The following is a 26,270-nucleotide window of genomic DNA, read 5'->3' on the forward strand; positions in this document are numbered from 1 at the left end:
CGCTGTTACAGCGCTGTGCGCCGGGCCTGTTCGGACGGGCGGTGCCGATGATCGGCGCCGCGCGGAGCCCAGGTGACCAGGATGGTGCCAGCATGTGACGCGCGGTCACGTCCGTTGGCTTTCGCGTCGTAGAGAGCTTTGTCGGCAGCATGCATGATGGTGTCGATGACATGTTCGACGTGTGGATGGTCGACGTGCTCGACATTCAAGTTTTCGGAGCTTCCGGAACTGCCGAAGTCGCCGAAAGTGAGGCGAGGATCGAGCGGTCCCCGGACGTCGACGGTGACCGAACCGACACTGACGGTGACATCGCAGTCACGTCGGACCTGTTCGAGTATCGCTGTATCGAGCGGGTTTTTCGGCGTCCCCTCGGTGAGAACGAGAAACTCTTCGCCGCCGATTCGGGAGACGATGGAGCCTACCGAACCCAGTTCGTCGGTCGCATGACCTAGCGCTTCGGCGATGGTCACCAGGACGCGGTCACCTGCCGCATGTCCCAGACTGTCGTTGACGATTTTGAAATGATCGATGTCGACCACGAACGCGCAGATCTGGCCCCGGCGGTCTCGTGTCTTCTCCAGGAGCGCCTCCACCTGGGAGAGCATTCCGCGGCGATTGAGCAACCTGGTCAATGGGTCGGTGTTGGCAAGGATGTTGAGTCGTCCGTTGACGGCGAGCAGCGAACGGCGCAGTGCGCCGATCAAGATCACGGGGACGAGCACCGTGGTGGCTGCCGCACCGACTGCCACGAAGGTGATCGCCAAACCCGAGGACGACAGGGTGATGACCGAGAGCCATGTTGCCAACGCGACCGAGGCGGTGGTGAGTGCCGCGGTGACTCGTAGGGCGGATCCGGAGGCCGCAATGGCAGGAACGACGGCGAGCATCGAACTGACAGCACGCGTTCCTGCAGGATCGGCGATGAGATAGGCCGATAGAGCCACACCGAACATTCCGCCCGCACCGAGAACCGCGAATTGCACGTCGTTCAGTCGGCCCACCTTGATGGCGACCAGAACGGTGGCTGCGGTGAACGTCACGATCGCGGTGAGTGCCGGAAAAGCGCCGGGGCGCAGGAACGATGGGGACAGCAATGCGATGGCCAGTAGCGGAAGCGCCCCTGACGCACTCACGATGACCATCGCGGTACGGGTATCGAAGCGCGAGAAGAAGCGATGCGGTTCTGCACTGGTGTTGCGCAGGATCGCGCTCATATGTCGGTGGCCTCGGGTCGCGGACGGTTGTCGACGTCAGCATAGCCACGTTTCGGCTCACGGCATCGCGGACGTGCCACTGCTGTTGCTGACGCCTCGGCACGCCCCCTCGCCGAGATCGAAGTTGTGCACCATTCCGCTGCAATTTCGAGACGCAACCTCGATCTCGGCGAAGATGGGGGGCGTGGCGGGAAATACGAGGAACGCGGGGCAGTCGGTAGCGAGCCGATTGCTCGCCATCCTTGCGGTATTCGACGAGCAGCATTCGTCGCTGACGCTGACCGAGCTCTCCGCCGGTTCCGGTCTCGCGGCGGCGACCACCCATCGGCTGGTGCGCGAACTCGTCGAATGGGGCGCGTTGGTGCGTACAGACTCGGGGGCCTACGTCGTCGGACGGCGTCTGTGGAAGCTGGGAATGCTGGCGTCCGATCAATCCGACCTACGCGATATCGCATCACCGTTTCTGCACGACATCTACGGTGCGACGAAGGCCACGGTTCACCTGGCCATCAGGGAGGGCGACGAGGTGCTCTATCTGGACCGACTCGCCGGACACGCTTCGGTGCCGGCGGTCAGTCGCGTCGGGTCGCGCCTGCCGCTGCATGCCACCGGGGTCGGCAAGGTCCTGCTGGCGTTCGCGCCGGCGGAAGTGCAATCGCGCGTCATGGGTTCGCTGACGCGGATCACCCCGTACACCGTCACCAGTCCCGGCCAGCTGGGCCGTGAGCTCGCCCGTGTCCAGCGCGACGGGTATGCGCAGACTGTCGAGGAGATGACACTCGGGGCGTGCTCGGTCGCGGTGCCGGTACGCCGCGGTGACGGCGAGGTGGCCGCCGCAGTGGGAGTCGTCGTGCCTCGGTTGGGTCGTGAGCGAGTCGCATTGATCGCCTCGCTGCAGGTTGCCGCGCGCGGCATCGGACGCAGTTTGCGGGAGACTTCCGCTCAGTGAAAGTGAATGCTGGTAGTGGTGGCGGTCACGATGTGTACTTCTCGGCATGCGTACCGAAGTCGCCATCATCGGAGCCGGCCCTGCCGGCCTCCTTCTGTCCCACCTGCTGGCCGAGCAGGGCATCGATTCGATACTGATCGAGACCAGAAGCCAGCAGTACGTCCTGTCACGGATCCGCGCCGGCATCCTCGAGCACTCGACCGTCGAGTTGCTCGACGCCATCGGACTCGGGACGAGGCTGCACGCCGAGGGGCAGGAACATCGCGGTATCTACTTGCAGTGGCCGCAGGAACGTCACCACATCGACTTCGTCGATCTGGTGGGGCGCAGCGTGTGGGTGTATGGGCAGACCGAGGTCACCAAGGACCTCGTTTCCGCTCGCGAAAATGCAGGGCAAGCGATGTTCTACGAGGTATCCGATACGGCGTTGCACGATGTCGACACCGAAGCGCCCTACGTGACCTTCACCGATTCGTCGGGTGCGGCGGTACGTATCGACGCGGCGGTCATCGCCGGCTGTGACGGGTCCTTCGGCCCCAGCCGGGCCGCGATGCCCGAGTCGGTGCGGCAGGCGTGGGAGCGCACCTACCCGTATTCCTGGCTCGGCGTCCTCGCGGATGTGGCGCCGTCGACGGACGAGCTCATCTACGCCTGGCACCCGGACGGCTTCGCCATGCATTCGATGCGTTCGCCGAAGGTGAGCAGGTTGTACTTGCAGGTGCCCAACGGCACCGACGTCGGAACCTGGTCCGATGACCGTATCTGGGACGCGTTGGCCGAGCGGCTCGGTCACGGTCAGGACGGCTGGAGTCTCGAACGCGGCCCGATCACGGACAAGAGCGTTCTCCCGATGCGCAGCTACGTGCAGACTCCGATGCGCCACGGACGACTGTTCCTTGCGGGCGACGCGGCGCACATCGTTCCGCCGACGGGAGCGAAAGGACTCAATCTCGCGGTCGCCGACGTAGCGCTGCTGGCGCCTGCGCTGACGGCGTTGCTGCGCAAGAACGACGAGCAGCTGGCGAACTCGTACAGTGACGACGCCCTTCGCCGCGTATGGAGGTGCACTCACTTCTCCTGGTGGATGACGACGATGCTGCATACCAGCACCGACCCCTTCGACGCGCAACTGCAACTGTCGCAGCTGCGGTGGGTCGCGAGCAGTGAAGCCGGAGCGATGGGTCTGGCCGAGAATTACGCGGGTCTACCGATCGGTTTCTGACGCCCCGGCCTGGGCCTGTTCTTCCCTTGCGCTCGCGAGGCGGTATCTATAAATTCAAGTACCTGCTATTCTGGGTAACAGAAAAGATCATCGTCGCCAGAGGGAAGAAGGCACCATGACCAGCACGCTCAACGCACCGACTGCGGTTCCCGCAACCGAGGACGTTTCAGCTCGGCTGCTCGATTCGGCTGCACTGCTCTCCTATGACCCTGCCGACGAGGTGGACTGGGATGCAGATCTGGATCCGAAGCTGTACGGACTCAACCCGCAGTGGAGCACCCTGTACGGGACCGACATGTGGAACGAGATGACCGAGGACCAGCGCATCCTGCTGACGCGCCACGAGGTCTGCTCGATCATGAGCACCGGAATCTGGTTCGAAATGATCCTCCAGCAGATGGTGCTGCGCGATCAGTACTGCAAGGATTCCTCGGCGTCGGACTTCCAGTTCGCTCTCACCGAAATCGCCGACGAGTGCCGCCACTCGATCATGTTCGCTCGTGCGTGCACGAAGATGGGCATCAAGGCATACGTGCCTGGTCGCATCTCACGTGAACTGGGTCGCGGATTCAAGGCCATTGCCTCGGCTGAAACCGCCTACGGCGGCATTCTCGTCGCCGAGGAGGTCCTGGACGTGATGCAGCGCGACTGGATGCGCGGCGAGGATGTACTGCCCCTGGTCCGGACGACGAGCAAGATCCACGTCGTCGAGGAGTCGCGCCACATGACGTTCGCTCGTCAGCAGATGCGCGAGCGAATCGAAGGCAAGAGCGCTGCTCGTCGCAAGGCCAGCGCGTTGGTGGTTGCCATCGCAGCCCGCATGATCGTGTCCAACATGGTCAGCAAGGACGTGTACATCAACGCCGGACTCGACGCCGATCGCGCGGTTCGTGAAGCAAAGAACAACGCGCACCATCACATGATGATGCGCACCAGCAGCGAGCACCTCATGGCGTTCTTGCACGATTGCGGCTTGGTGACCAAGCCTGCCGAGGTAATTTACAAGCGCCTGCATATGTTGTGACGGTGTTTTGTACGGTGCTGGCAGGGGCGTGATGGTCTTGCCGAGGACGAGAAGAGAACTGACATGGCCTTTGCCATCACCCAAAATTGCTGCAACGACGCGTCCTGCCTGTCGGTGTGTCCTGTCAACTGCATCCACCCGACGCCTGACGAACCCGATTTCGGCCACACCGAATCGCTCTACATAGATCCACGCACGTGCATCGACTGCGGCGCGTGCGCGGATGCATGCCCGGTCGACGCGATCACCCGCGTGTCGAGGCTGCCCGCGGACCAGGCCATCTACGCGGAGATCAACGCCGACTACTACCGTGACCGTCCCGTGGTCGCGGAGTGGGCGACACCGAAGTTCCCTCCTGCCGCCATCAACACGATGCCTCGGTTCGACGTCGCCATCGTCGGCACCGGTCCCGCAGCCTGCTACGCCGCACAGGCTTTGCTTCGTGTTCCGAGCAGCCGCATCACCTTCTATGACAGGCTTCGCGTTCCCGGAGGCCTGGCGCGGTTCGGGGTTGCGCCCGATCACACCGGCACACGCCGGATCGGTGAGCACTTCCGCAGCATGTTCACGCATCCTCGAGTGACGATGAAACTCGGAGTCGACGTCGGTGTTGACGTCTCGCACGCGACACTGAGCGAGCGTCACGACTACGTCGTCTACGCCGTGGGCGCCGATACCGACCGCCGTCTGGACATCCCCGGCATCGACCTGCCTGGTTCGATGAGCGCTCGAACCTTGGTCGGGTGGTACACCGGGCACCCGGATGTGCCGGCCGACGCAGTCGATCTGACCGGCGTCCGACGGGTCACCATCATCGGGAACGGGAACGTCGCACTCGACGCGGCACGCATCCTCACCGCCGATCCCGAGGATCTCGTCGGCACCGACATCGCACCGCACGCGCTCGCCGCGCTGCGTGCGAGCACTGTGTCAGAGGTTGTCATCGCCGCCCGGCGCGGCCCGGAACACGCCGCGTTCACGCGTTCGGAGTGCCAGGCGCTCGTCACCCGGCGGGGAGTCGAGGTGGCTGTTTCAGGCCCCGAGGGGACGAAACAGTCGATCGAGGAACTGCCGATGTCGGCACCGGCGTCGGCGCTGCAGAACGCTGCCGTCGTGGATCTGAACGACAACGACGTCGTCCCCGCGCTCGGGTCGGCCCGCCGAATCGTCTTCGGCTTCGGCCGAGCCCCCATTGGGGTGAGCGGTACCTCACGAGTTGACGGCGTCGAGTTCGAGGACGGCACAGTCGTGGCGTCGGATCTGGTTCTGCTTGCCATCGGGTACCGCGGTCGGCCTTCACCCGGGCTGCCTTTCGACACCGCCAAAGGTGCGATCCGCAACGTCGGCGGGCGCATCGTGGACGACAATGACGCGCGAGTGCCGGGACGCTATGTCGTGGGTTGGGCCAAGCGTGGCGCGACCGGCGGGATCGGCGACAACAAGGTCGACTCCGAGGAAACTGTCGAGGCCCTGCTCGAGGACATCGCGGACGCTCCGCCCAGCGAACGCCGACGGCTCGGTCGAGTGAAGCTGCGTTCGGGGCGCTAGGCCGATCTTCACGCCTGGAAACACATTCGAGGGGCTGTGGTCTCAACCCACCCGAACGTGTCGGCGACAACCCGAGCAAGTCGGAGCGTGCCGTTCATGGCTCTACCCGCAGACCCGTCGATGCAAAACATTGTCATCACGATCGGCACGGTATGGGCCTGAGCGCGGCGCAGGGCCTTTTGTGACGACGACACCGCGTTTCGACGGCTGAGGACGCTCTCACGGCACTGCAATCGCAAGGCCCGTGAAGTCGCGGAGGAGATGGTGCACAATTTCGCCCGATAGTGTGGATTCCATGCCCACGACTCGAACTCGCGTGCCCGAAGAGGTGGTCCTCGTCGACGACGATGGACACGCCGTTGGAACACAACCGAAGTCGACGGTCCACACCACCGACACACCCCTGCACCTGGCTTTCTCGTGCTATGTGTTCAACTCGAACAATGAGGTGTTGATCACGCGGCGCGCAGGCCACAAGAAGACCTGGCCCGATGTGACCACCAACAGCTGCTGCGGACACCCGGCACCCGGTGAGGATCTCGGCGGCGCTGTGATCCGCCGGCTCGGACAGGAGTTGGGGATCGTCGTGGCGGACCCTTGGCTGCTTCTGCCCGATTTTCGGTACCGGGCGGTTATGGCCGACGGAACCGTCGAGAACGAGCTGTGCCCGGTGTATGGCGTCCGCTACGACGGCCCGGACCCGCAGCCGGACCCAGAGGAAGTCTCGCGCGCCGAGTGGATCCCGTGGGCGGAGTTCTCTCGGTTCGTCGACGAGGGTGGCGCGGTTTCGCCGTGGTGTGCCGAACAGATGCCGCGCTTGCGTGCCTTGGGTGACGATCCCGCCCGGTGGCCGACTGGAAGCGCCTCGGATCTACCGCCGGCTGCTCGTCACCCTTGAGAAGGTCGTCGACCTCGGACGACGTCAGCTCGTGTCATTCGAACGAATGACGCTGAAAACTGTATAGTCCGGTCGGTGTCTTCCGAGTGCTTTCCGCCAACAGCGTCCGTAGAGGCGCGCGAACGGGTCGGTGACGATGCAGCAGCGCGCTGAGAACACACGCCAGGCTGTGCTGATGGGCGCGGCCGTGAGCTTCGAGAAGTTCGGCTACGGGACAGCCAGCCTGTCGACCATCCTGGCGCACGCCGGAGTCACCAAAGGGGCGATGTACTTCCACTTCTCTTCCAAGGAGGAGCTCGCTCATGCCGTGATCGACGCGCAGCACCACATGGCAATGGACGGTTTGCGGGCCATCATCGACGATGTTCCCGTCGCCTTGGATGCGTTGATTCTGGTCAGCCAGGAAATGGCACGCCAGCTGGTCGTCGAACCCATCGCGCGCGGTGGTATGCGGCTGACTCTGGAAATCGGGAGCATCCGCGGACCCGTCCAACGGCCGTATCTCGACTGGATCGAATCCATCCGAGTTCTGGCCGAGCGGGCAGCGCGCGAGGGTGACCTCATCGAGGGGGTCGATGTCGATGCGCTCGCGAGGTTCGTCGTCGGTGCCTTCACCGGAGTTCAGACTCTCTCCGACGTCCTCTACGGTCGGTCCGATCTCTACGCGCGCCTGACGGAGATGTGGCGGTTGTTGCTGCCGGCGATCGCGGCGCCACACGCGCTCGATCGCGTCCGCGCGCTTGCCGACGGCGAACCCCGCAAAGGGGCAGAACCCGTAACCTAGTGTGGACTGCATGACCGATGTACTCTCCCGGCGCGATCTCGACTTCCTTCTCTACGAATGGCTGGACGTCGAGTCGCTCACCTCGGCCAAGCGTTTCGCCGAGCATTCGAAGGACACGTTCGACGCAGTGCTCGACCTGTGTGCGGACATCGCGCACAAGCATTTCGAGCCGCACAACAAGCTCTCCGACGCCACCGAACCCCGGATGCGGCCCGACGGCACCGTGGAGATGATCGAGGACGTCAAAGCGGCTCTCGACGTCTACTCGGCCGCCGGGCTCATAGCCGGCCAGTTCGACGAGGCCCTGGGCGGTATGCAGCTGCCGACGACCGTGGCCCGTGCCGCGATGGCATGGTTCCAAGCCGCGAACGCCTCGACCTCGGCGTATCCGTTCCTCACGATGGCCAATGCCAATCTCATTGCGACCTACGGTACGGCCGAACAGATCGACCACTATGTTCGTCCGATGCTCGAGGGCAAGTATTTCGGCACGATGTGTCTGTCGGAGCCGCAGGCCGGATCATCGCTTGCCGATATCACCACGCGCGCGGTGAAGCAGGACGACGGCAGCTACCGGATCACCGGAACCAAGATGTGGATCTCCGGGGGAGACCACGAACTCACCGAGAACATCGTTCATCTCGTCCTCGCCAAAGCAGCAGGCGGTGGCCCGGGAGTCAAGGGAATCTCACTGTTCGTGGTTCCGAAGTACCTGCCCGACGGGGTCCGCAACGACGTCACCCTCGTGGGCCTCAATCACAAGATGGGCAATCGCGGCACCACGAACACCCTGCTGAACTTCGGCGACGGAACCAATGCCGTCGCCGGCAACGATGCAGCGGGTGCGGTCGGATATCTGGTCGGTGAAGAGCATCGCGGACTGTCCTACATGTTCCACATGATGAACGAGGCTCGCATCGGTGTCGGATTCCTTGCGATCTCGCTCGGGTACGTCGGATACCTGAAATCACTCGACTACGCGAAAGTACGAACGCAGGGACGGCCGCTGGGCGCGAAGGACCCGTCGTCCCCGCCCGTCGCGTTGATCGAACATGCAGACGTCCGGCGCATGCTGCTGGCCCAGAAATCGTACGTCGAAGGAGCGCTGGCACTGGGGCTCTACTGCTCGAGGCTGGTGGACGAGCAGGACTCCACCGACAACGACCGGATCAAGAGCGAATCGACTCTGCTGCTCGATGTGCTCACCCCCATCGCGAAGAGCTGGCCGTCGCACTGGTGCCTCGAAGCGAACTCCCTCGCCATCCAGATCCACGGCGGCTACGGCTACACCCGCGACTACGACGTCGAGCAGTACTACCGGGACAACCGACTCAATCCGATCCACGAGGGCACCACCGGCATTCAGGGACTCGATCTACTCGGCCGCAAGGTCACGATGCAGGGTGGCGCCGGCCTGCTACTGCTGGGATCGCGACTGACCGAGACCGTCGAACGAGCCCGCGGGGCCAGCGGTGACACGGGCGAATTCGCGGCCAGGCTCGAGTCCTCGTGGAACGACATCGTCACTGTCACAGCCGCCCTGTGGTCCACCGGTGATCCGGCTGTGGCGCTGGCGAACTCGACGGTGTATCTCGAGGCGATGGGGCACATCGTCATCGCCTGGATGTGGCTCGAGCAACTCACCGCCGTCGAGGGCAAGAGTGGGGACTTCTACGACGGCAAGCGCCGAGCCGCCCGATACTTCTTCGTGTACGAGTTGCCCAAGGTCGCACCGCAACTCGCTCTGCTGTCGAGCCTGGACCGGACGACCCTGGACATGAAACCCGAGTGGTTCTGACTCTTCAGCGCATCAACAGCGTGAACGAGTGCTCGCGAATCAGAATGTTCGGGCCCGCGGACTCGTACGCCTGATCTGGGTCGCTGGAGAGGCTCTGCTTCCAGTTCCCGGTCGGTAGCGTGAACTCCACCGGCGAGGAGGAGGCATTGACCAGCCACGCGAACACGGCATCGTCTCCCTCGGATGCCATGGCCACCAACATGGACAGCGCGGAATCGTCGGCCCAGTCCTCCTCGCCGAACTGTTGGCCGTCGGCTCGGTGGAAGTCGACGTAGGTCTTCTCGTCGGACTCGCTCGCGTGCCGGAACCAGATCGGTCGTAGCGCGGGATGGTCCCTGCGAAGACGGATCAAATCGGTGGTGAACTGCTGCAGATCGCGATCGGCGCCGGCCCAGTCGAACCAGGACAGCTCGTTGTCCTGGCAGTAGGCGTTGTTGTTGCCGTTCTGGGTCCGTCCGATCTCGTCCCCGCCGAGAATCATCGGCACGCCGGCCGAGAGCAGCAGGGTGGCAAGATGATTGCGTTGTTGACGAGCGCGCAGGGCGCGGATGCCCTCGTCCTCGGTCGGTCCTTCGGCTCCGCAACCCCAGGACCGGTTGTCGGATTCACCGTCCGTGTTGTCCTCACCGTTGGCATCGTTGTGTTTGTCGTCGTAGCTGTTGAGGTCGGCCAGCGTGAATCCATCGTGCGCTGTCACGAAGTTCACACTCGCGAGCGTCGGACGACGAGTGTCCTCGTACACGTCGGGGCTACCGGTGATGCGTTGGGCCAACGCACCGAGCGAGCCCTCCACCCCGCGCCAGAAGTCGCGGACGTCGTCGCGGAACTTGCCGTTCCACTCCGACCACCTGGCGGGGAACCCGCCGACCTGATACCCGTGCGTATCCCAGGGTTCCGCGATGAGCTTCACCGATGCGAGAGTGGGGTCCTGATGCACGAGGCTGAGGAAGGCGCTGTGCATGTCCAGAGCCGAGTCCTGACGGGTCAACGTACTCGCCAGATCGAACCGGAAACCGTCGACATGCATCTCGGTGACCCAGTAGCGCAGCGAATCCATGATCAACACGAGCGCGGCGGGATGCCCCACGTTGAGACTGTTTCCGGTACCTGTGGTGTCGAAGTACGAACTGCGATCGGAATCGACCAGCCGGTAGTAGGACCGATTGTCAATTCCCTTCAGCGACAACGTGGGCCCGAGGTGATTGCCCTCTGCGGTGTGGTTGTAGACCACGTCGAGTACGACTTCGATGCCCGCCTCGTGAAGTGCTTTGACCATCGTCTTGAACTCGTCGACCTGGCCCCCCTCGTCGCCCGCACTGCTGTACTCGTTGTGGGGCGCGAAGAAGCCGATGGAGTTGTACCCCCAGTAGTTTCGGCGGCCGTCCTCGAGGAGATGAGAGTCCTGCACGAACTGATGAACGGGGAGCAACTCGACCGCCGTGACTCCGAGGTCTACGAGAGCCGCGATCGCTGCGGGATGGGCCAGACCGGCGTAGGTGCCGCGGAGTGACTCGTCGACATCGGGATGCCGCGCAGTGAAGCCCTTGACGTGCACCTCGTAGACGACGCTGGCATCGAGTGGGATCCGGGGCGGAGTATCGGAGCCCCAGTCGAAGTCCGAGTGCGAGACCACCGACACAGGCATGAACGGAGCGGAGTCGACCTCGTTGAGTGTTGCGGGCTCCTCGTGATGGTGAGAGAAGACGGCCTCGTCCCACTCGACCGAACCGGCGACCGCCCGCGCATAGGGGTCGAGCAGAAGCTTGTCGACGTTGTGCCGCAGACCTTCCTGCGGATCCCAGGGCCCGTCGACGCGCAAGCCGTACCGGGTTCCGTGGCCCAGGCCGTCGACGAACCCGTGGAAGACGTGTCCGGTCCTGCTACCGAGAGCGGTGCTGGAGATCTCGTTGTTCGACTCGTCCACGATGACTACCGTGACCGAATCGGCCGTTTCGGAGTAGACGGCGACATCGGCCTTCCCATCGGGCCGCAGCGAGACGCCGAGCGGATACGGCACGGATGTAGACGTACTCGCGGTGGAGGTGCTGTCGGCGGTGGTCTTCGCTGCGGTCATCGACCCTACCTACCCAGTTCGGTGCCGACGCACACTTGTGGGCACGGCTCGTCTCGGGTCGAATCGCTGACCGTCCCACCTCGCCTGTCAGGCGCGCACGTCCCGGACCAGGGGGTTCAGCGGTACGCCGTTGTCGATACGCTCGTCGCCATCGCGGGCGAAGCCGTGTCGGGTGTACATCTCGACGAGATAGCTCGGTGAGTCGATTCGGCATCGCGCCTCCCCGACGTCGGCCAGGGCGGCCTGCAGCAGTCGTGTGGTGTGTCCGAGTCCACGTTCGGAGCGGCGCGTGCACAGGTGACCGAGCCGGAATTCTTTCTCGCCGCCCACGTTCTCCTCCAGCAGCCGGACCGTCCCGATGACCTCGCCGTCACGTTCGAGCCAGAAGTGCCTGGTGCGAGGCAACAGATCGAATCCGTCGAGCTCCGGGTAGAAGTACGCCTGCTCGACGACGAACACCTCCACGCGCAGTTTCAAGATCGCGTAGAGGCGGTCGGTGTCGAGGTCGGGTGCCCACGACCGGATGAGGGTGGGCGGTCGGCTGGCAACGGTGCCTGTGCTGATCATCGTTATCTTCCCGTGTTCATCGTTCGTGTATCCGTACGTTCCATCAGGCATACCCGCCGTTGCGGAGTTCATGCTTCGCCCGATTCCAAGCGTCGTATCTCACCCGACGGGAATCGCTCGATCAACCCTCGGGCCTCGAAGGCGGCGAGCCAGCCCTCCATCGGCCACCGGTTCCAACGTCGGTGGAACAGCGCGGCATTTCGCACGTCAGCAGACGTGGGTCTGACCGTTGCCTCCGAGGAACCGTGGTTGTCCTGGTGAGGCGCGCTACCCGTCGAACCGAGAGAGAATCGCACGCGCGCATCGGATGACGGTCCCGCGGTCATGTGAGACGACGTAGTCGAATCGGCGATCGGACTCGCAACGCCCGATGCGCAGATCGCGGGCCGACAGCACGCAGCAGTAGAACTGCCCGAGCACCACGATGTTCCATTCCTCGATCAGCGGGTCGGTCGGGTCGAGGTCCGAGTGCGTGATGCCGGGATCGGTCATCCCGCGCATGTCGACGCCGTACACACCGGTGTAGGCGATTCGCGCTGCCATCGCCCGCCATCGCCGACGCGTGGTGGGACCGAACTGACGCGCATGCTGAAAGGTGCCGAGTGTCAGGGTGTCCGGGCCCGAGAGAGCGGCCTGGCATTCGATGTGCGTGCTCATCTCGATCAGTAGCCTCTTGGTACTCGAGGTGGCGAGGTGTTCGGCAGATGTGATGTCGAAGGGAGATGCAGCCTCGGCGGGCGGGGTGCTCCACGTGGGCGGAAGCCCGGCTGCGACCGGATCCCGGTGTTGTTTCGTGCTGTCGGCCTCGGCCGGTGAGTACAACTCGCCGATACCGAAAGTGGCTCCCATTGCCAGCGCTCTTCTCCGATGCATCTCGGTGTCGATACCGCTGGCAACGATGACGGCGCCCGTGCGTTCGGCCTGTGCTGCAAGGACGTGCAGCGCATGCGCTGCCGCGGTGGTCGGCGCGTCGTTCGCCAACTCTGGCGCAAGGACGATGATGTCCGGTTCGATCAGGGGAAGCAGTGACAACGAATCCGGACGTATACCCACGGAGTCGACGGCCACCACCCGCTGCTGCTCGCGAGCGTTTTCGACCGAACAGAGCGTTTGGGCCGGACTGTCGACGAGAGACTTGGTGTCGACGACCAACGCATCGGACAACAGATCGAATCGGTGTCGCTGGCTGCCGCGTGATTCGAGCTCGACTGCGGGCGTGTGTGCGGTGGTCATGGGCACCGACTCGTTCGGTCACCCGAGTTCGCACACTGCACGCGGACTCTCACGCGGACACAGCGCCGGCCAGAGTCATCACACTCGTCCGTTCGGTCAGTCCACTGTGGGATCGAATTCTCCTGCCAACAGAAGCTTCGCTCAGCGAAGTTTCTTTGCCGATGCCCGATGGGTAACGAGTGGATAACGGAAATCACGAAGCGGTAACGACGACTCGTGGCAGACTCGGCTTCATGGCGGGCTGCCGTCGAGTCCGTCGAGAATGCCGAGTTGGTTTTGCGGTAGGGGCCGGGCCTCGCCCGGTATTACTCGAACTCGAGGCGCATGGACCGCGCGGCGAAGTGCAGCAGCAGCACGAAACCGCCGATCGAAACGACGACCGGGGACCACACCACGACCGCCTGCAGTACTGCGACGTCTTCGAACACGACCACGTATGCCGCGATGAATGTCGTAGCAGCGATACAGAAGACGATGTGGAACGCGAGCATCCAGCGTTCGAAGAAGAACCCGACGAACATGCCGATCTCGATGAAGAATGCTGTCTTCGCCAGGGTGATCTCAGGTGGGAAGTCCGCGACGAACGTGGCCCCGAAAATTGCGATGTTCGCGATCACGACGAACGCGAACGCTTCGGTGAGCGTCGGCCAGGGCCCGAAGAGCCAGAACAACCCCATGATGTAGGCCGCGATCATCGACGTCCACTGCACCGCGATTGCGATCGGCGTGGTTGCGCCGTATCCGAACGCCATCTCGAGCGTCACCACGACGGCCATGCTCAGCGTGGCAAGTGCGATCACCTTCTTGACGATGCCGCTCACTGCCAGTGAGGACATCAGAGCCAAACCCCACTCGTAGTGCTCCGTGGACGAATTCACTGACGATCTCGCAGCGGTGGCCATCATTACCCCTTGTGTCCGTACCGGTAGCCGATTGAAACACATGGTTGCTGGCTGCAACCCCATATTCGACGACCGAATGGAACACTCGAACGCGCGATAATCCCCGTGTAATGTGTGCGAATGTCTTTACAAAGTTAGGGGTCGCTATGCGTTTGGGTGTGGTTGGTTACGGAATGGGTGGGCGGTACTTTCACACCCCGTTCGTCCAGGCCGCGAACGGGATCGAACTGGCAGGGATCGTCACTCGGTCGGCCGAACGCGCCGCGCAGGTCGAGCTCGACGCGCCAGGAACGCCCGTCTACTCGAGCCTGGGGGAACTGCTCGACGCAGGAGTCGACGCCGTCACCATTACGACGCCGCCGGCGACGAGACGCGAACTCGTCCTCGAAGCCCTCTCGCGCGGTGTGCACGTTGTGGCCGACAAGCCGTTCGCTCCCGACCCTGCGGGCGGAGTCGAACTGGTACGCGCCGCAGAGCGCGCCGGGCTGATGCTCAGCGTCTTCCAGAATCGACGGTGGGACGCCGACATCAGGACGTTGAAGGCGGTGCTCGACAGCGGCCGACTCGGACGGGTATGGCGGATCGAGTCGCGATTCGACCTCGACGAGCCGTCGACCCTGGATTACGGACCCGCCGGTGGCCTGCTGCGAGATCTCGGCGCCCACCTCGTCGACCAGGTCCTATGGCTTTTCGGCCCAGCCGCATCGGTGTATGCGCGGATGGATTGGCGCGGGAAGGGAGACGACCGAACCGACAGTGCATTCGTTATCGACATCGACCACGACAGCGGCGTGCACTCGACTGTCTCTGCGACCAAAGCGAACCACTTTCAGGCCCGGCAACTGCGTGTCTACGGCATCGATGGCAGCTACTACTCGGACGGCACCGACGTCCAGGCGGGTGCAGTGTTCGCGGGACGTCGCCCCAGCGAGAATCCGGCCGAATGGGGATACGAGCTGGAAGAGCGATGGGGAACACTGCGCTCGGTCCACGGCGTGGAAAAGGTTCCCTCCGAACAGGGCAGCTACCAGAGCTTCTACAGTGAATTCGCGGCGGCTGCCAGCGGTGACTTGCCTCAGCCCGTTCCGGGTGCGCAGGTCATTCACACCCTCGAAGTGCTGGACGCTGCGCGCTGCGCTGCTGTCAGCGGTGAGGTCGTCCGCGTGAACTCGACCACGCCGCCGTTCGGATGTGAGTGACCTCGTCGGTGTAGGCCCACGAGAGAAAAAGCTCCGCACCTTCGAACACGGTGCGGAGCTTTCACTGGTTACTGCGTGTAGATCAATAGAAGGTCTTGCGGCCACCGATTGCATTGCCTGTGGCGCCGAGGATGGTCAGGACGGCTCCGACGACCACGAGGATGATGCCGATCGTGGTCAGAATGCTGATCGACGCGAAATAGCCGATCAGGGCGAGGATGATTCCCAGGATGATCACTGTTGTGCCTACTTTCGATTCGATGCCGCTGGCCGAGGCAACCGCTCTTCCACTGTCGAGCGGTTGCAACTGCACGCCGACAGTGGCCACGTGTGGACGCTGACGGCTTGACGGAAGTTCAGTCCGACGCTCCGGGTGGAGAGTCGGACAATTAGGGCTACCCTGCGGCGGAAACGTTCAAACACCTCAGCCTACGATCGCCCTGGGTGGGCGGTCATCGACTGCTCGGCGAATCAGTTTGCTGCTTTTGCAGCGGCCTTCTCGCTCGAAGCGCCGGAGGTGGACAACTGTCCGCCTGAGTTCTCGAGGTGTGCTCGGACGAACCAGTGGAAGAGCTCCAACTGCCCGCTCTGACCGATGAGCAGATCCTCGGTGACGGGATCGATGTCGCCGATCTCGGCAATGGCCTTGCGAGTGTCACCGATGACGCCGGCATAGACGAGGTCCAAGGCGCCCAGATGCTCGATTGCAGTGGCGCGGCCGATGGAGTAGTCGTCCCAGGAACGTCCGTCGACGATCGTTCCGGGAGTGCCCTTCGCTGACGAACCCAAGGTGGCGATGCGCTCGGCCACCTCGTCGGCGAACCCTCGCACCGTCTCGACCTGTGGGTCGAGCATCTCGTGTACGGAGATGAAGTTGGGGCCCACGACATTCCAGTGGATGTGCTTGAGGGTCAGGTGCAGATCGTTGTACGCGTTCAAGCGGTCCTGCAGCAGGGCAGCGACCCGTGCGCCTTGATCGTTGCTCAATCCGGGAACTGTGTACGAATTCGAATTGGTCATGGTCGGGGGCTACCCGGGGTGCTCGTCTACGAAACACCCCGGGTAGTAGACATCATTTCTGTTCTGGGTCCTTCGTCGCACCCGGGACGTCCGCGTCGGCGGCGACTTCTTCGAGTTCTTCCTTCTGTGGCCGCTTCAGGCTCAGAACTATCGAGCCGGCAAGCACGATCACGATCACCGCGAGACTGACCAGCGATGGGATCTCCGGGATGGAGGTGCTGATGACCTTGTGGCCGGCCTGCAGGATCAGCTTGACGCCGATGAACCCGAGGATGATGGCAAGGCCCTTGGACAGGTAGTGGAACTTGTCGAGAAGACCCGAAAGCAGGAAGTACAGCGCGCGAAGACCGAGGATGGCAAAGGCGTTCGACGAGTAGACGATGAACGGGTCGTCGCTGACGGCCAGCACTGCGGGCACGCTGTCGACGGCGAAGACGAGGTCTGCCGCCTCGATCGCGACCACGACCGCGAGCAGCGGGGTCGCGACGCGCTTGCCGGCTTCCTTGACGAAGAACTTCGTCCCGTCGTACTCGTCGCGAACCGGAATGATCTTGCGGAGCAAACGGACCGCAATCGAGGTGCTCGGATCGTACGAATCGTCCTCGTCCTTCATCAACTTCCACGCGCTGTAGAGCAGAATTGCGGCGAAGACGAAGAGAACGGCGGCGAACTTGCTGACGATGGCCACGCCCGCGGCAAGGAAAATCCCTCGGAAGACCAGCGCGCCGATAACGCCGAAGAACAGCACGCGGTGCTGATACTCGCGCGGCACCTTGAAGTAGCCGAAGATCAAGGCGAACACGAAGAGGTTGTCGACGGACAGACTCTTCTCGAGCAACCAGGCCGTTGTGTATTCGACACCGGCCGTCGTACCGAGCGTAGCGAAGACGACTCCGCCGAAGATGATGGCGACGCCGACCCATAGAGCGCTCCACCATGCCGCTTCTTTGAAGCCGATGATGTGCGCCCCGCGGTGCGCGAGCAGGTCGATGGCGAGAAGAATGACGATGGTGGCGGCGAACGCCGCCCACGCCCATAGCGGGACGACGTTCATCGGCGGGTGTCCTTACTGGTCGAGATCGTGGAGTCCATCTTCTGGTGCTCCTTCTTTCGGTGGCCGTGATACGGCAGTAGTTCGGCCGCGTTCTTACAAGTGTGCCTGTTCTGATTGCGGCAGTCATCGTCGGAACTTGGACACCTTTGATGGTGGTTTGTTGCCGTAATCAAGCAAGCTGGTGTCTCGACTGGGGCCAGTCGAGAAGACGCGCCGCGTAGACAGCGGTCTGCAGAGTGAAACGCTCGCTCGGATCGGTGACGTCGTGGCCGGTCAATTCGGCGACGCGGGCGAGACGGTAGGTCACCGCGCGAACTGAAAGATGCATCGAGCGAGCCGTCGACGCCGAGTTTCCGCCGGATGCGAAATACGCCAGGAGAGTGGCAAGGAGCGGCTCGGCGCCCCCGCGGGCTGTAGTCAGCGGTGCAAGAACCGTCTCTACCAGGTCGATGATCGCGCTCCGGTCATCGAGCAGAACGCGGTAGACGAGCAATTCGCGCGCATCGACCACGCGGGCCTCCAGTTCGAGCTTCGTGGCCAGATCCAACGAGTCGAGCGCCTCACGGTACGAGGATGCGACGCCGGCAACGTTCGGGCCGGTGCGTCCGACGCCGATCCGCCGCCACCTACCGCTTGCGTCGTGGTCGGATACGACTGCATCGCGAACGGCGGCGATGACGAATTCCACGGCGCGGTTGTCCGGTGCCGCGAACACCACCACCAGTCGGCCCTCCTTGCTGGCGACCAGGACGTCGGAGTCCCCCTTTGTGCCCTGGACGGCGCGCTCGACCTCGGCGAGCACGGTTGCACCGTCGGTGAACGGCGTGGTGGCGTCGACCACCACGACGGCGTGGGGCCCGGTGAGGTCGATGCCGAAGCTCTCGGCGCGGCCCAGCACCCCGGCTACGTCCGCGCTGCCGGAGAGCAGATCGTCGACGAACTCGCGTCGAGCGGACACCTCGGCTCGCACGACGGTGCGTTTCGCGAGCTGAAAGCCTTCGGCGAGTTCGGCCACAGCGTCGTCGACGGCGTGGAGCATGACCTCGCCGGCCATCACCACCGCGCTCGGGTCCTGCTCGGCGCCCACGACCGCGGGCAGCGTCCGCCACAGTCGCCACGCGGATGACAAGTAGAGGTCGAGGAGAGCGCGTAGAGCTACGCCCTGTCTCGCTGCAGCGCCCCCGTGGGTGCGCAGCGTGCGCAGTTGCCGACGCGTCAGCGGTCTCCCGTCGGACACGGCAGAGGACAGCACGTCGAGGAAGTCACCGAGCAGCTCGGTGGGCAGACCGCCTGCATCCTCGGCAGCCAGATCGGCCACGCGTCGTTGACTTGCTTCGCTCGTCGCTGCCGGAAAGTCGCTTGCCATCGGTTTCATCGTATGCGGCCTTGCGGACGCAATCGGCTACCGTTCGAACAAGATCGGCGCCGCGTCGGGGGCGGCGCCGATCCTTCACACCCCAACCGGGGGAGCTGCGCGAGAGTCACTTCGATCTGGCGCCCGCGGCCCGGTCGAGCAGCGGTGTCGTTCGGTACGGAATGAGCTCGCTCATCGCGATGGACATGTTGGTCCGCTCGACCCCGGGGATCTTGAGAATCAGACCGGCGACGCGATAGAGATCGTCGGCGTCGACCGCCGCGATGCGGATGTGCATGTCCGAGGCGCCGGACAACCCGAACACCTCCAACACCTCCGGAATCGTCCGCAGATGATCGGTGACCTCGGAGAGCTTGTGCTGATCCACTCGCGTGGTGACGAAAGCCTGAAGTGCATAGCCGAGGCTGCGCGGGCGAACCCGATGGTCGATGGGGGTGAGAGTGTCCTTCTCTTCCCACCGCGTCAACCGAGCCTGCACGGTGTTGCGGGACATCCCCAGGATGTTTGCCAGTTCCACCCCGGTGGCACGTGGTCGCTCGCACAGAGCCAGCAACAGGCGGGCGTCGGTTCTGTCGAAATCGGTCATCGGTTCAGATTGCCACGAAAGTGGACCACATCATCGACGCGCCGGAGAAAGATCGTCTACGGCCAGGCCGCGGGCCAGAACGTCCTGGGGTACCGGCTCGCCGCGCACGAGTGCAGCGCCGACACGAGCGAGGGCCGCACACGTCTGAATTCCGTAGCCGCCCTGACCTGCGCACCAGAAGAATCCCTCGACGGTTGCGTCGAACCCGACCACCGGCGTCCGGTCCGCGACGAAGCTGCGAAGGCCGGCCCACGAGGAACGAACATGTCGGGAGGTCAGCGTCGTTGCCTCACCGATGGCGTCCAGCGCTCGCGCGATCTCCAGATCGTCCGGACGCGCATCACAGGGCTCGGTCGGCGTCTCGTCCGCAGGCGAACACAACATCTGGTTGCCCTCGGGCTTGAGATAGAACGACTCGTCGATGTCGCTGAGCGTCGGGAGCCGTGCCATATCGACCCCCTCGGGCAGGCCGAGCATGAAGATGGTGCGCCGCAAGGGCTGCAACCCCACACGCGCAGCACCGGCGAGGTCGGCAACCGAATCCGCCCACGCACCGGCAGCGTTCACCACAACCGGCGCCCGACGTATCGAACCGTCCGAGGACGTCACCTGCCATACCTCACCGAGGCGCTCGAGCGCTACGACGCCGCCGGAGGTGACGACGAATCCACCACGAGCCCGCAGGCCCCGCACATACCCCTGATGGAGTGCGTGCACGTCGACCTCCATGGCCTCGGGATCGAACAACGCAGCGTCGATGTGCTCGGCCCGCAGCAGCGGAAACAGTGTGTGGGCCTCCGTGGGTGAGACGAGCTGAGCGCTCGGCGCCAATTCGTGTACCTGGTGGAAGAGGGATTCGAGCGCGTCGCCACGTCCGCGTACCGCGAACTGCAGCAGCGAGCGGGGTGAGAGCAATGCGCTGTCCCAGAACTCGGGCGGATCGGTGAGGAACTGCCGACTAGCCGAGGTCAGTGCCCGAATCGGAGCGTTTCCGTACGTCTCGAGGAATAGTGCCGCCGAACGCCCCGTCGTGTGGAAGGCGAGAGCCGCCTCCTGTTCGAGCAAGCACACTGCCCGATCCCGCGACAGTTCACAGGCGATCGACACACCCGCGATGCCGCCGCCCACGACGATGACATCGAACTCGTGCCGTGCATTCATTGACGCAGACTATCGCCCGCCCGTTCGGCGGGAGGTTCGTTACTGTCGGGTCATGCCAGAGAGCTATGTCCCCGTTTCGGATTCGCCGGTCGGTCAGTTTCGGTTGTCCGGGGCTTGGAATTTTCGTGATGTCGGTGGCGCACGCACGGTCGACGGTCGGGCCGTTCGTGGCGGCGTCCTGTACCGCTCGTCCGAGCTCAGTCGTCTCGACGACGCCGGCGGCGCCGAACTGACGCGGTTGGGGATCGTTCGCGTGTTCGACCTGCGCGGCGCGCCTGAGATCGAACGAAGCGGTCGAGATCGAGTCCCGCACGGCGTCGCCGTGCACAACCTGCCGTTCGACGATCGCCGGCGCACACATGCCCCGCACGAGGTCGACGTGTCCGTCGAGCAGGCGCAGAGGCAATACATGATGCGCGCGTACACCTCGTTTCCGTCGCTCGACGGCGCCAAGCGTGCGATCAACGGCGTTGCCTCTGCCCTGGCCCGCGGCGACGGGCCCGCGCTGGTGCACTGTGCAGCGGGCAAGGACCGAGCCGGGTGGACCGTCGCGACCATTCTGCGGGCGGTCGGCGTCACCGAGGAGGACGTGCTGGCCGATTATCTGGCCAGCAACGACGCGATCGAACCGCTACGTGCGCATGTGCAAGCCGTCTGGGAAAGAGGCGCGGACGGGGCTCCCGTGGAGCTGTCCGATGCCGTACTCGGCGTCACCGAGGAGTACTACCGCAGGGGCTTCGAGACTGTGGACTCGATGTACGGGTCGTTCGACGGATATCTCGACGCACTCGGGTTCGACGGTGACTCGGTCAGCGCATTGAACGCAGTATTGCTGGACGCGAGAGCCTGACGCGTACCCTGTCCACCATGCGTACTGGCGATATCGCGCCGGATTTTCGACTTCCGGATCACGAAGGGAACATCCGGTCGCTCGGTGACATGGTGGCCGGTGGCCCCGTGGTTCTGTTCTTCTATCCCGCCGCCTCGAGTCCGGTCTGCACGGCCCAGGCTTGTCACTTTCGTGATCTGGGGGCATCCTTCGCGGCCTTGGGTGCTCAGCGCGTCGGGATTAGCACCGACACCGCAGACAGGCAAAGCCATTTCGCAATGCAGCGCGCCTTCGACTACCCGTTGCTTTCGGACTCGGACGCAACGGTCGCGGAACAGTTCGGTGTGCGCCGGGGTAACTGGATGACGAGATTCCGGCGTCGCCGTGATCTGGAGAGGCGCAGATCGCATGCGGCGAAGCGGGGGATTGTCAGAAGACTGCTTTCGGTGAAGCGGACTACCTTCGTCATCGACCGACATCGAGTGGTGCGACTGAAGGTGACGAGCGAGCGCGCGCACGTCCACGCGGACAGGGCGCTGGACTTTCTACGCTATCTGGCCTGAAGTGTTTTCGCCGCTGAAGAGGGCTGTGTACACGGCAGGCTTCTTGTTTTCCGCGGGTGAATCGGCAGAGGTATCGTCGACGTGGCTGAACAAAGCCTCGTTCTTCTTGGATGGTTCCATCCCACGAGCATGCTCTCCGTTCGAAGAAAACGCCACCCGGACGCGCGCAGCGGTCGCCTGCAAAATTATCGAAGATCAACGTGTTTGAAACGCAATCTGCCGGGGTGCAACACTGACGCCGTGCTCGATGCAGAAACCGTCCTTGGTGGAATACGCCGCTATCCCGATGCCGAGGCCCCGAATTTGTTCGCCGTCGATGCGGCGGATCGGCTGGTGCTCGACACCGTGGCCGAGCGAGGCGCCGAATTGGTCGACCGCACGATTGCGGTCATCAACGACCGTTACGGTGCGCTGACGCTCGGTGTCGCGGCACGGCACGGCATCACGGGCATTCGGGTGCACCAGGACTCCGTTACGGGCGAGCTCGCGCTCGCGCGCAACGCCGCAGATGCAGGGCTGGCAGGTGTCTTCAGCCATCACGACCTCGGCGAAGACCTTCTGGACGGTGTCGATGTGGTGCTGATGCAGCTGCCCCGCAGCCTGGCCGAGCTCACTGAAATCGCCGAGACGATCGCCCGCTTCGCCGCACCCGAGGTGCAGGTCTACGCGGGCGGTCGAGACAAGCACATGACTCCGGCGATGAATGCGGTGTTGGGCGCGTCGTTCGAATCTGTCAGCGCAGGTCGTGGGCGGCAGAAGGCACGCGTGCTGAGCGCCTCGCGCCCGATCCGACCGTTGGCGTTGTCCTATCCGGTCAGCGAGTTCATCGGTGACATTGATCTCACCGTTCTCGCGCACGGTGCGGTGTTCGCGGGCGCCAAGTTGGACATCGGGACGAGATTCCTGGGATCGTTCGCCGCTCGCATGAAGCCGGATGCATCCGTCGTCGTCGACCTCGGTTGCGGTACCGGGATTCTCGCGTGTCTGCTCGCCCGGACCCACGACACCGCGCGTGTCATGGCCACCGACAGATCGGCCGCGGCAGTGGCGTCTGCGCGGGCCACGGCGTCGGCGAACGGTGTCGTCATCGATGTGTTCCGCGACGACGCCATGTCGACGCTGCCCTCTTCGTCGGTCGATCTGGTGGTGTGCAACCCCCCGTTTCACGAGGGCGCGTCGCTGCACACGGGCAGCGCGGAGAAACTGTTCGCGGCGGCGGGGCGGGTGCTGCGCCCCGGCGGCGAGATGTGGACGGTCTACAACACCCATCTCGGGTACCGGCAGGCGCTGTCCAATGCAGTCGGGCCGACCGAGGTGGCGGGGAAGAACAAGAAGTTCACCGTCACCCGGTCGGTACGTTGACCGTTATTCGACCGGTCCGCCATCCTCCGGTGTCCCGCTGATCTGGCCGCGATCCATACCGCGGTCTTCCACCAGGGTCCCTTCGACGATCTCGGCTCGACGCTGCCCTTCGGCATAGTCGATATCGGGATTCTCGTCCGATTCGACGAGCTCGTGGTCGACGAGTTCCTCGGTCAGTTCCTCGTCGGGGATCTCGTTGACCGAACGCTCTTCCTCCTCCGCTGCGGTATCGGGTTCTTCCTCGGCGAGCTTCGCGTCGAGGCTTTCACCTTCGCGGGCCTCTTCGAGGGTGGTCCCGAACTTGTCCGCCTCGCTCCAGTGATCCGGCGCGTCGACCACGGTGTCGCCGTCGTCGTTGCGCACTTCGTCCGAGTCGAGGCTTTCGCTCTGATCGAGTGTCTGGTCCGGTCCGTCTTCGATGCTCATGTACCGAATCATGCCCCCATTTCGCGCAGGAGAAACTCTTCCGCTCGCGGACGCGTCCCGACGGGCGGCGCGGTAGAGTCCGAATTGTCGTAAAACGGTCGTAGTCCGGCTGGGAACTTTCGTCCGTATGTGAAACGTTCTACCTACGACTGTCGAGGAACTCCTCGAGCACGGCCTGAATTCATGAAGGGAAGAAACACGGTGCGCACCTCAAGCAACCCGGTGTTCCGCAACCTGCCCAAGCAGGGAGGCGGCGGATACGCCACTTTCGGCACTGCGACGGCAGGCGCCTCGCAGGCTGCACAGCAATTCGGCCAGCCGGCCACGGCTGCCGACCCGTATCGGACCGGACCCACGTCGCGGTCCATGACCATCGACGATGTCGTTACCAAGACGGGCATCACGCTCGGTGTCTTGGCTATCACGGCAATCGTGTCCTACCTGTTGGTCGACAACAACGGAGATCTCGCGGTCCCATTCGTCGTCGGCGGCGGACTCATCGGCCTCGTACTCGTACTGGTCGCGGTGTTCGGCAAGAAGATGGACAACAAGGCTCTCGTTCTCGCCTACGCCGTCGCGGAGGGCTTCTTCCTCGGTGCGCTGTCGTTCATGTTCACCGATATCAGCTTCGGTGGCGCAGGTGGTAGCACCCTGATCGCGCAGGCAGTGCTCGGAACGTTCGGTGTGTTCTTCGGCATGCTGGTCGTCTACAAGACCGGCGCCATCCGGGTCACCCCTCGCCTGACCCGAATGATCGTCGGCGCACTCATCGGTGTCGTCGTCCTCGCACTCGGCAACCTCGTCGCAAGCTTCTTCATGGACGGTGGCCTCGGCCTTCGCGACGGCGGCCCGGTCGCCATCATCTTCAGCCTCGTCTGCATCGGCATCGCGGCCTTCAGCTTCCTGCTGGACTTCGATCAGGCCGACCAGCTGATCCGCGCTCAGGCGCCGGAGAAGGCAGCCTGGGGCGTCGCACTCGGACTGACGATCACACTCGTGTGGCTGTACGTCGAAATCCTGCGTTTGCTCAGCTACTTCAACAGCGACTAGTTGCTCGCACGAAAAGGCCCCGCACTCCGATGAGTGCGGGGCCCTTTTCGTTGCGTGTTCGGTGTGCCTGGTTGCACACAAGTCGCGTCCAGCAGTCACATTCGACCCTCGCGCAGCGATTTGTGTGCACCTAGGACTCGAGCGCTCAGCTCAGGCGTTCGAGCACCATTGCCATACCCATGCCGCCGCCGACGCACATGGTTTCGACACCGAACGTCTTGTCCTGCGTCTGCAGGTTGTTCAGCAGCGTGGTGGTGATGCGAGCACCGGTCATACCGAACGGGTGACCGACGGCGATGGCGCCACCGGAGACATTCAACTTGTCGTGATCGATGCCCAGGTCGCGGGCCGAGCCGAGAACCTGCACGGCGAAGGCCTCGTTGATCTCGAACAGGTCGATGTCGGAGATCGACATTCCGGCGATGGCCAGCGCCCGGCGGGTGGCCTCGATCGGGCCGAGTCCCATTATCTCGGGTGAGGTGCCCGTGACGCCGGTGGAGACGATCCGGGCGAGCGGGGTCAGTCCCAGCGCCTTCGCCTTGGTGTCGCTCATGATGACGAGCGCCGCTGCGCCGTCGTTGAGCGGGCACGCGTTGCCCGCGGTGATCGTGCCGTTCGGCCGGAATACCGGCTTGAGCTGGCTGATCTTGTCGTAGGTGGTGCCGGCGCGGGGACCGTCGTCGGTGCTGACCACGGTGCCGTCGGGCAACGTGACAGGAGTGATCTCACGTTCGAAGAAGCCGGAGGCGATTGCTTCCTCGGCGCGGTTCTGGCTGCGTACGCCCCAGTGGTCCTGCTCCTCGCGGCCGATTCCGGTCAGCAGGGCGACGTTCTCGGCGGTCTGCCCCATCGCGATGTACGCATCGGGGAGCTCTCCGCTTTCACGCGGATCGGTCCAGCTGTCAGCGCCCTCTTCCTGGGCCTTCTTGGTGCGTGCTTCGGCGTCGGCGAAGAGCGGGTTGTGGCTGGCGGGCAGCGAGTCGGAGTTGCCGTGCACGAAACTCGAGACGCTCTCGACGCCGGCGGAGATGAAGACGTCACCCTCGCCTGCCTTGATCGCGTGCAGCGCCATGCGGGTGGTCTGCAGCGACGAGGAGCAGTAGCGCGTGATCGTGGTGCCGGGGAGCGAGTCGTAACCGAGGAGGACGGCGACGATGCGTGCAAGGTTGTTGCCCTGCATGCCTCCGGGAAGACCACACCCGAGAAGCAGGTCGTCGATGTCCAGAGGATCGAGCTCGGGGACCTTCGCGAGCGCGGCGGCCACCATCTGCACGGTCAGATCGTCGGGACGAATGTCCTTGAGCGATCCCTTCATCGCGCGGCCGATCGGTGAACGAGCGGTACTGACGATCACTGCCTCTGGCATGAACTCTCCTTCGTTGGATGCTGCATTGCGTACGGCGGAAGCTATCGCTACTGCGCAAGTCGACGC

The 26,270-nt window shown here is 63.9% G+C and carries 25 protein-coding genes and 1 pseudogene; 13 read left to right on the forward strand and 13 right to left on the reverse strand.

Annotation, left to right across the window (positions count from 1 at the left end):
* Nucleotides 1-5 precede the first annotated feature (5 nt).
* Nucleotides 6-1,214 (reverse strand): GGDEF domain-containing protein, encoded by a 1,209-nt coding sequence (locus tag J1M86_RS09000; RefSeq protein WP_206509585.1) that lies wholly within the window; start codon nt 1,212-1,214, stop codon nt 6-8.
* 184 nt (nt 1,215-1,398) lie between these two features.
* Here J1M86_RS09000 and J1M86_RS09005 point away from each other — a divergent pair, with 184 nt between their 5' ends.
* From J1M86_RS09005 to J1M86_RS09040, 8 genes and pseudogenes are all read left to right on the forward strand, one after another.
* Nucleotides 1,399-2,163, forward strand: coding sequence for an IclR family transcriptional regulator (locus tag J1M86_RS09005; protein ID WP_206509586.1), 765 nt, complete (start codon nt 1,399-1,401; stop codon nt 2,161-2,163).
* Nucleotides 2,164-2,209: 46 nt separating this feature from the next.
* Nucleotides 2,210-3,385 carry a 4-hydroxybenzoate 3-monooxygenase gene (locus J1M86_RS09010; protein WP_206509587.1) on the forward strand — a complete coding sequence of 392 codons (1,176 nt, stop codon included), beginning with the start codon at nt 2,210-2,212 and terminating at the stop codon, nt 3,383-3,385.
* 115 nt (nt 3,386-3,500) lie between these two features.
* Nucleotides 3,501-4,409 (forward strand): diiron oxygenase, encoded by a 909-nt coding sequence (locus J1M86_RS09015; protein WP_206509588.1) that lies wholly within the window; start codon nt 3,501-3,503, stop codon nt 4,407-4,409.
* A gap of 63 nt (nt 4,410-4,472) precedes the next feature.
* Entirely contained in the window at nt 4,473-5,957 is a 1,485-nt protein-coding gene (locus J1M86_RS09020) for an FAD-dependent oxidoreductase (RefSeq protein ID WP_206509589.1), read from the forward strand.
* Nucleotides 5,958-6,149: 192 nt separating this feature from the next.
* Nucleotides 6,150-6,242: pseudogene (locus J1M86_RS26980) on the forward strand (hypothetical protein); the annotation flags it as partial.
* A 10-nt stretch (nt 6,243-6,252) separates the two neighbouring features.
* Nucleotides 6,253-6,855, forward strand: coding sequence for an isopentenyl-diphosphate Delta-isomerase (gene idi / locus J1M86_RS09030; RefSeq protein WP_075839683.1), 603 nt, complete (start codon nt 6,253-6,255; stop codon nt 6,853-6,855).
* A gap of 136 nt (nt 6,856-6,991) precedes the next feature.
* On the forward strand, nt 6,992-7,639 hold the full coding sequence (locus J1M86_RS09035; RefSeq protein WP_075839713.1) for a ScbR family autoregulator-binding transcription factor: 648 nt from the start codon (nt 6,992-6,994) through the stop codon (nt 7,637-7,639).
* 10 nt (nt 7,640-7,649) lie between these two features.
* Nucleotides 7,650-9,437, forward strand: coding sequence for an acyl-CoA dehydrogenase (locus J1M86_RS09040; protein ID WP_206509590.1), 1,788 nt, complete (start codon nt 7,650-7,652; stop codon nt 9,435-9,437).
* A 4-nt stretch (nt 9,438-9,441) separates the two neighbouring features.
* Here J1M86_RS09040 and glgX read toward each other — a convergent pair whose 3' ends face one another.
* From glgX to J1M86_RS09060, 4 genes are all read right to left on the reverse strand, one after another.
* The gene (glgX, locus tag J1M86_RS09045) at nt 9,442-11,511 is read right to left on the reverse strand and encodes a glycogen debranching protein GlgX (RefSeq protein WP_206509591.1); all 2,070 of its coding nucleotides are present in this window, start codon (nt 11,509-11,511) and stop codon (nt 9,442-9,444) included.
* An 87-nt stretch (nt 11,512-11,598) separates the two neighbouring features.
* Complete coding sequence (locus J1M86_RS09050) at nt 11,599-12,078, reverse strand: GNAT family N-acetyltransferase (RefSeq protein ID WP_206509592.1); 480 nt, start codon at nt 12,076-12,078, stop codon at nt 11,599-11,601.
* A gap of 267 nt (nt 12,079-12,345) precedes the next feature.
* Complete coding sequence (locus tag J1M86_RS09055) at nt 12,346-13,311, reverse strand: DICT sensory domain-containing protein (RefSeq protein WP_206509593.1); 966 nt, start codon at nt 13,309-13,311, stop codon at nt 12,346-12,348.
* Between the two features lie 305 nt (nt 13,312-13,616).
* Nucleotides 13,617-14,189, reverse strand: a complete 573-nt coding sequence (locus J1M86_RS09060) for a giguanylate cyclase (protein ID WP_230555321.1) — start codon at nt 14,187-14,189, stop codon at nt 13,617-13,619.
* 170 nt (nt 14,190-14,359) lie between these two features.
* Between J1M86_RS09060 and J1M86_RS09065 the strand changes: the two genes are divergently transcribed.
* Entirely contained in the window at nt 14,360-15,412 is a 1,053-nt protein-coding gene (locus tag J1M86_RS09065) for a Gfo/Idh/MocA family oxidoreductase (RefSeq protein WP_206509594.1), read from the forward strand.
* Nucleotides 15,413-15,494: 82 nt separating this feature from the next.
* Here the strand turns inward: J1M86_RS09065 and J1M86_RS26290 are convergent, their stop codons facing one another.
* The 6 genes from J1M86_RS26290 to J1M86_RS09095 all read right to left on the reverse strand — a co-directional run bounded on the left by J1M86_RS26290 (nt 15,495) and on the right by J1M86_RS09095 (nt 20,608).
* On the reverse strand, nt 15,495-15,650 hold the full coding sequence (locus J1M86_RS26290) for a DUF6131 family protein (protein ID WP_230555501.1): 156 nt from the start codon (nt 15,648-15,650) through the stop codon (nt 15,495-15,497).
* Nucleotides 15,651-15,883: 233 nt separating this feature from the next.
* Entirely contained in the window at nt 15,884-16,432 is a 549-nt protein-coding gene (locus tag J1M86_RS09075) for a Dps family protein (RefSeq protein WP_206509595.1), read from the reverse strand.
* Nucleotides 16,433-16,484: 52 nt separating this feature from the next.
* Nucleotides 16,485-17,486 carry a TerC family protein gene (locus J1M86_RS09080; RefSeq protein ID WP_075839685.1) on the reverse strand — a complete coding sequence of 334 codons (1,002 nt, stop codon included), beginning with the start codon at nt 17,484-17,486 and terminating at the stop codon, nt 16,485-16,487.
* Nucleotides 17,487-17,655: 169 nt separating this feature from the next.
* The gene (locus J1M86_RS09085; protein WP_206509596.1) at nt 17,656-18,852 is read right to left on the reverse strand and encodes a CdaR family transcriptional regulator; all 1,197 of its coding nucleotides are present in this window, start codon (nt 18,850-18,852) and stop codon (nt 17,656-17,658) included.
* A 115-nt stretch (nt 18,853-18,967) separates the two neighbouring features.
* Entirely contained in the window at nt 18,968-19,447 is a 480-nt protein-coding gene (locus J1M86_RS09090) for an Lrp/AsnC family transcriptional regulator (RefSeq protein ID WP_075839686.1), read from the reverse strand.
* Nucleotides 19,448-19,477: 30 nt separating this feature from the next.
* The gene (locus tag J1M86_RS09095) at nt 19,478-20,608 is read right to left on the reverse strand and encodes an FAD-binding oxidoreductase (RefSeq protein WP_206509597.1); all 1,131 of its coding nucleotides are present in this window, start codon (nt 20,606-20,608) and stop codon (nt 19,478-19,480) included.
* A gap of 52 nt (nt 20,609-20,660) precedes the next feature.
* On the opposite strand from J1M86_RS09095, the gene J1M86_RS09100 reads away from it, so the two are divergent.
* From J1M86_RS09100 to J1M86_RS09110, 3 genes are all read left to right on the forward strand, one after another.
* Entirely contained in the window at nt 20,661-21,458 is a 798-nt protein-coding gene (locus J1M86_RS09100; RefSeq protein WP_075839687.1) for a tyrosine-protein phosphatase, read from the forward strand.
* Nucleotides 21,459-21,475: 17 nt separating this feature from the next.
* A complete protein-coding gene (locus J1M86_RS09105) occupies nt 21,476-22,000 on the forward strand; it encodes a peroxiredoxin (protein WP_075839688.1) in 525 nt (174 codons plus the stop codon).
* A 240-nt stretch (nt 22,001-22,240) separates the two neighbouring features.
* Nucleotides 22,241-23,362 (forward strand): methyltransferase, encoded by a 1,122-nt coding sequence (locus J1M86_RS09110; protein WP_307786577.1) that lies wholly within the window; start codon nt 22,241-22,243, stop codon nt 23,360-23,362.
* Between the two features lie 3 nt (nt 23,363-23,365).
* Here the strand turns inward: J1M86_RS09110 and J1M86_RS09115 are convergent, their stop codons facing one another.
* Complete coding sequence (locus J1M86_RS09115; RefSeq protein ID WP_075839689.1) at nt 23,366-23,788, reverse strand: hypothetical protein; 423 nt, start codon at nt 23,786-23,788, stop codon at nt 23,366-23,368.
* Nucleotides 23,789-23,989: 201 nt separating this feature from the next.
* Between J1M86_RS09115 and J1M86_RS09120 the strand changes: the two genes are divergently transcribed.
* Nucleotides 23,990-24,838: a Bax inhibitor-1/YccA family protein gene (locus J1M86_RS09120; RefSeq protein WP_206509598.1), complete on the forward strand. Its 849-nt coding sequence runs from the start codon at nt 23,990-23,992 to the stop codon at nt 24,836-24,838.
* Nucleotides 24,839-24,983: 145 nt separating this feature from the next.
* Here the strand turns inward: J1M86_RS09120 and J1M86_RS09125 are convergent, their stop codons facing one another.
* Nucleotides 24,984-26,204, reverse strand: coding sequence for an acetyl-CoA C-acetyltransferase (locus J1M86_RS09125; RefSeq protein WP_206509599.1), 1,221 nt, complete (start codon nt 26,202-26,204; stop codon nt 24,984-24,986).
* Nucleotides 26,205-26,270 lie beyond the last annotated feature (66 nt).

This window comes from Rhodococcus sp. KRD197, assembly GCF_017168235.1.
Lineage (GTDB): Bacteria > Actinomycetota > Actinomycetes > Mycobacteriales > Mycobacteriaceae > Rhodococcoides.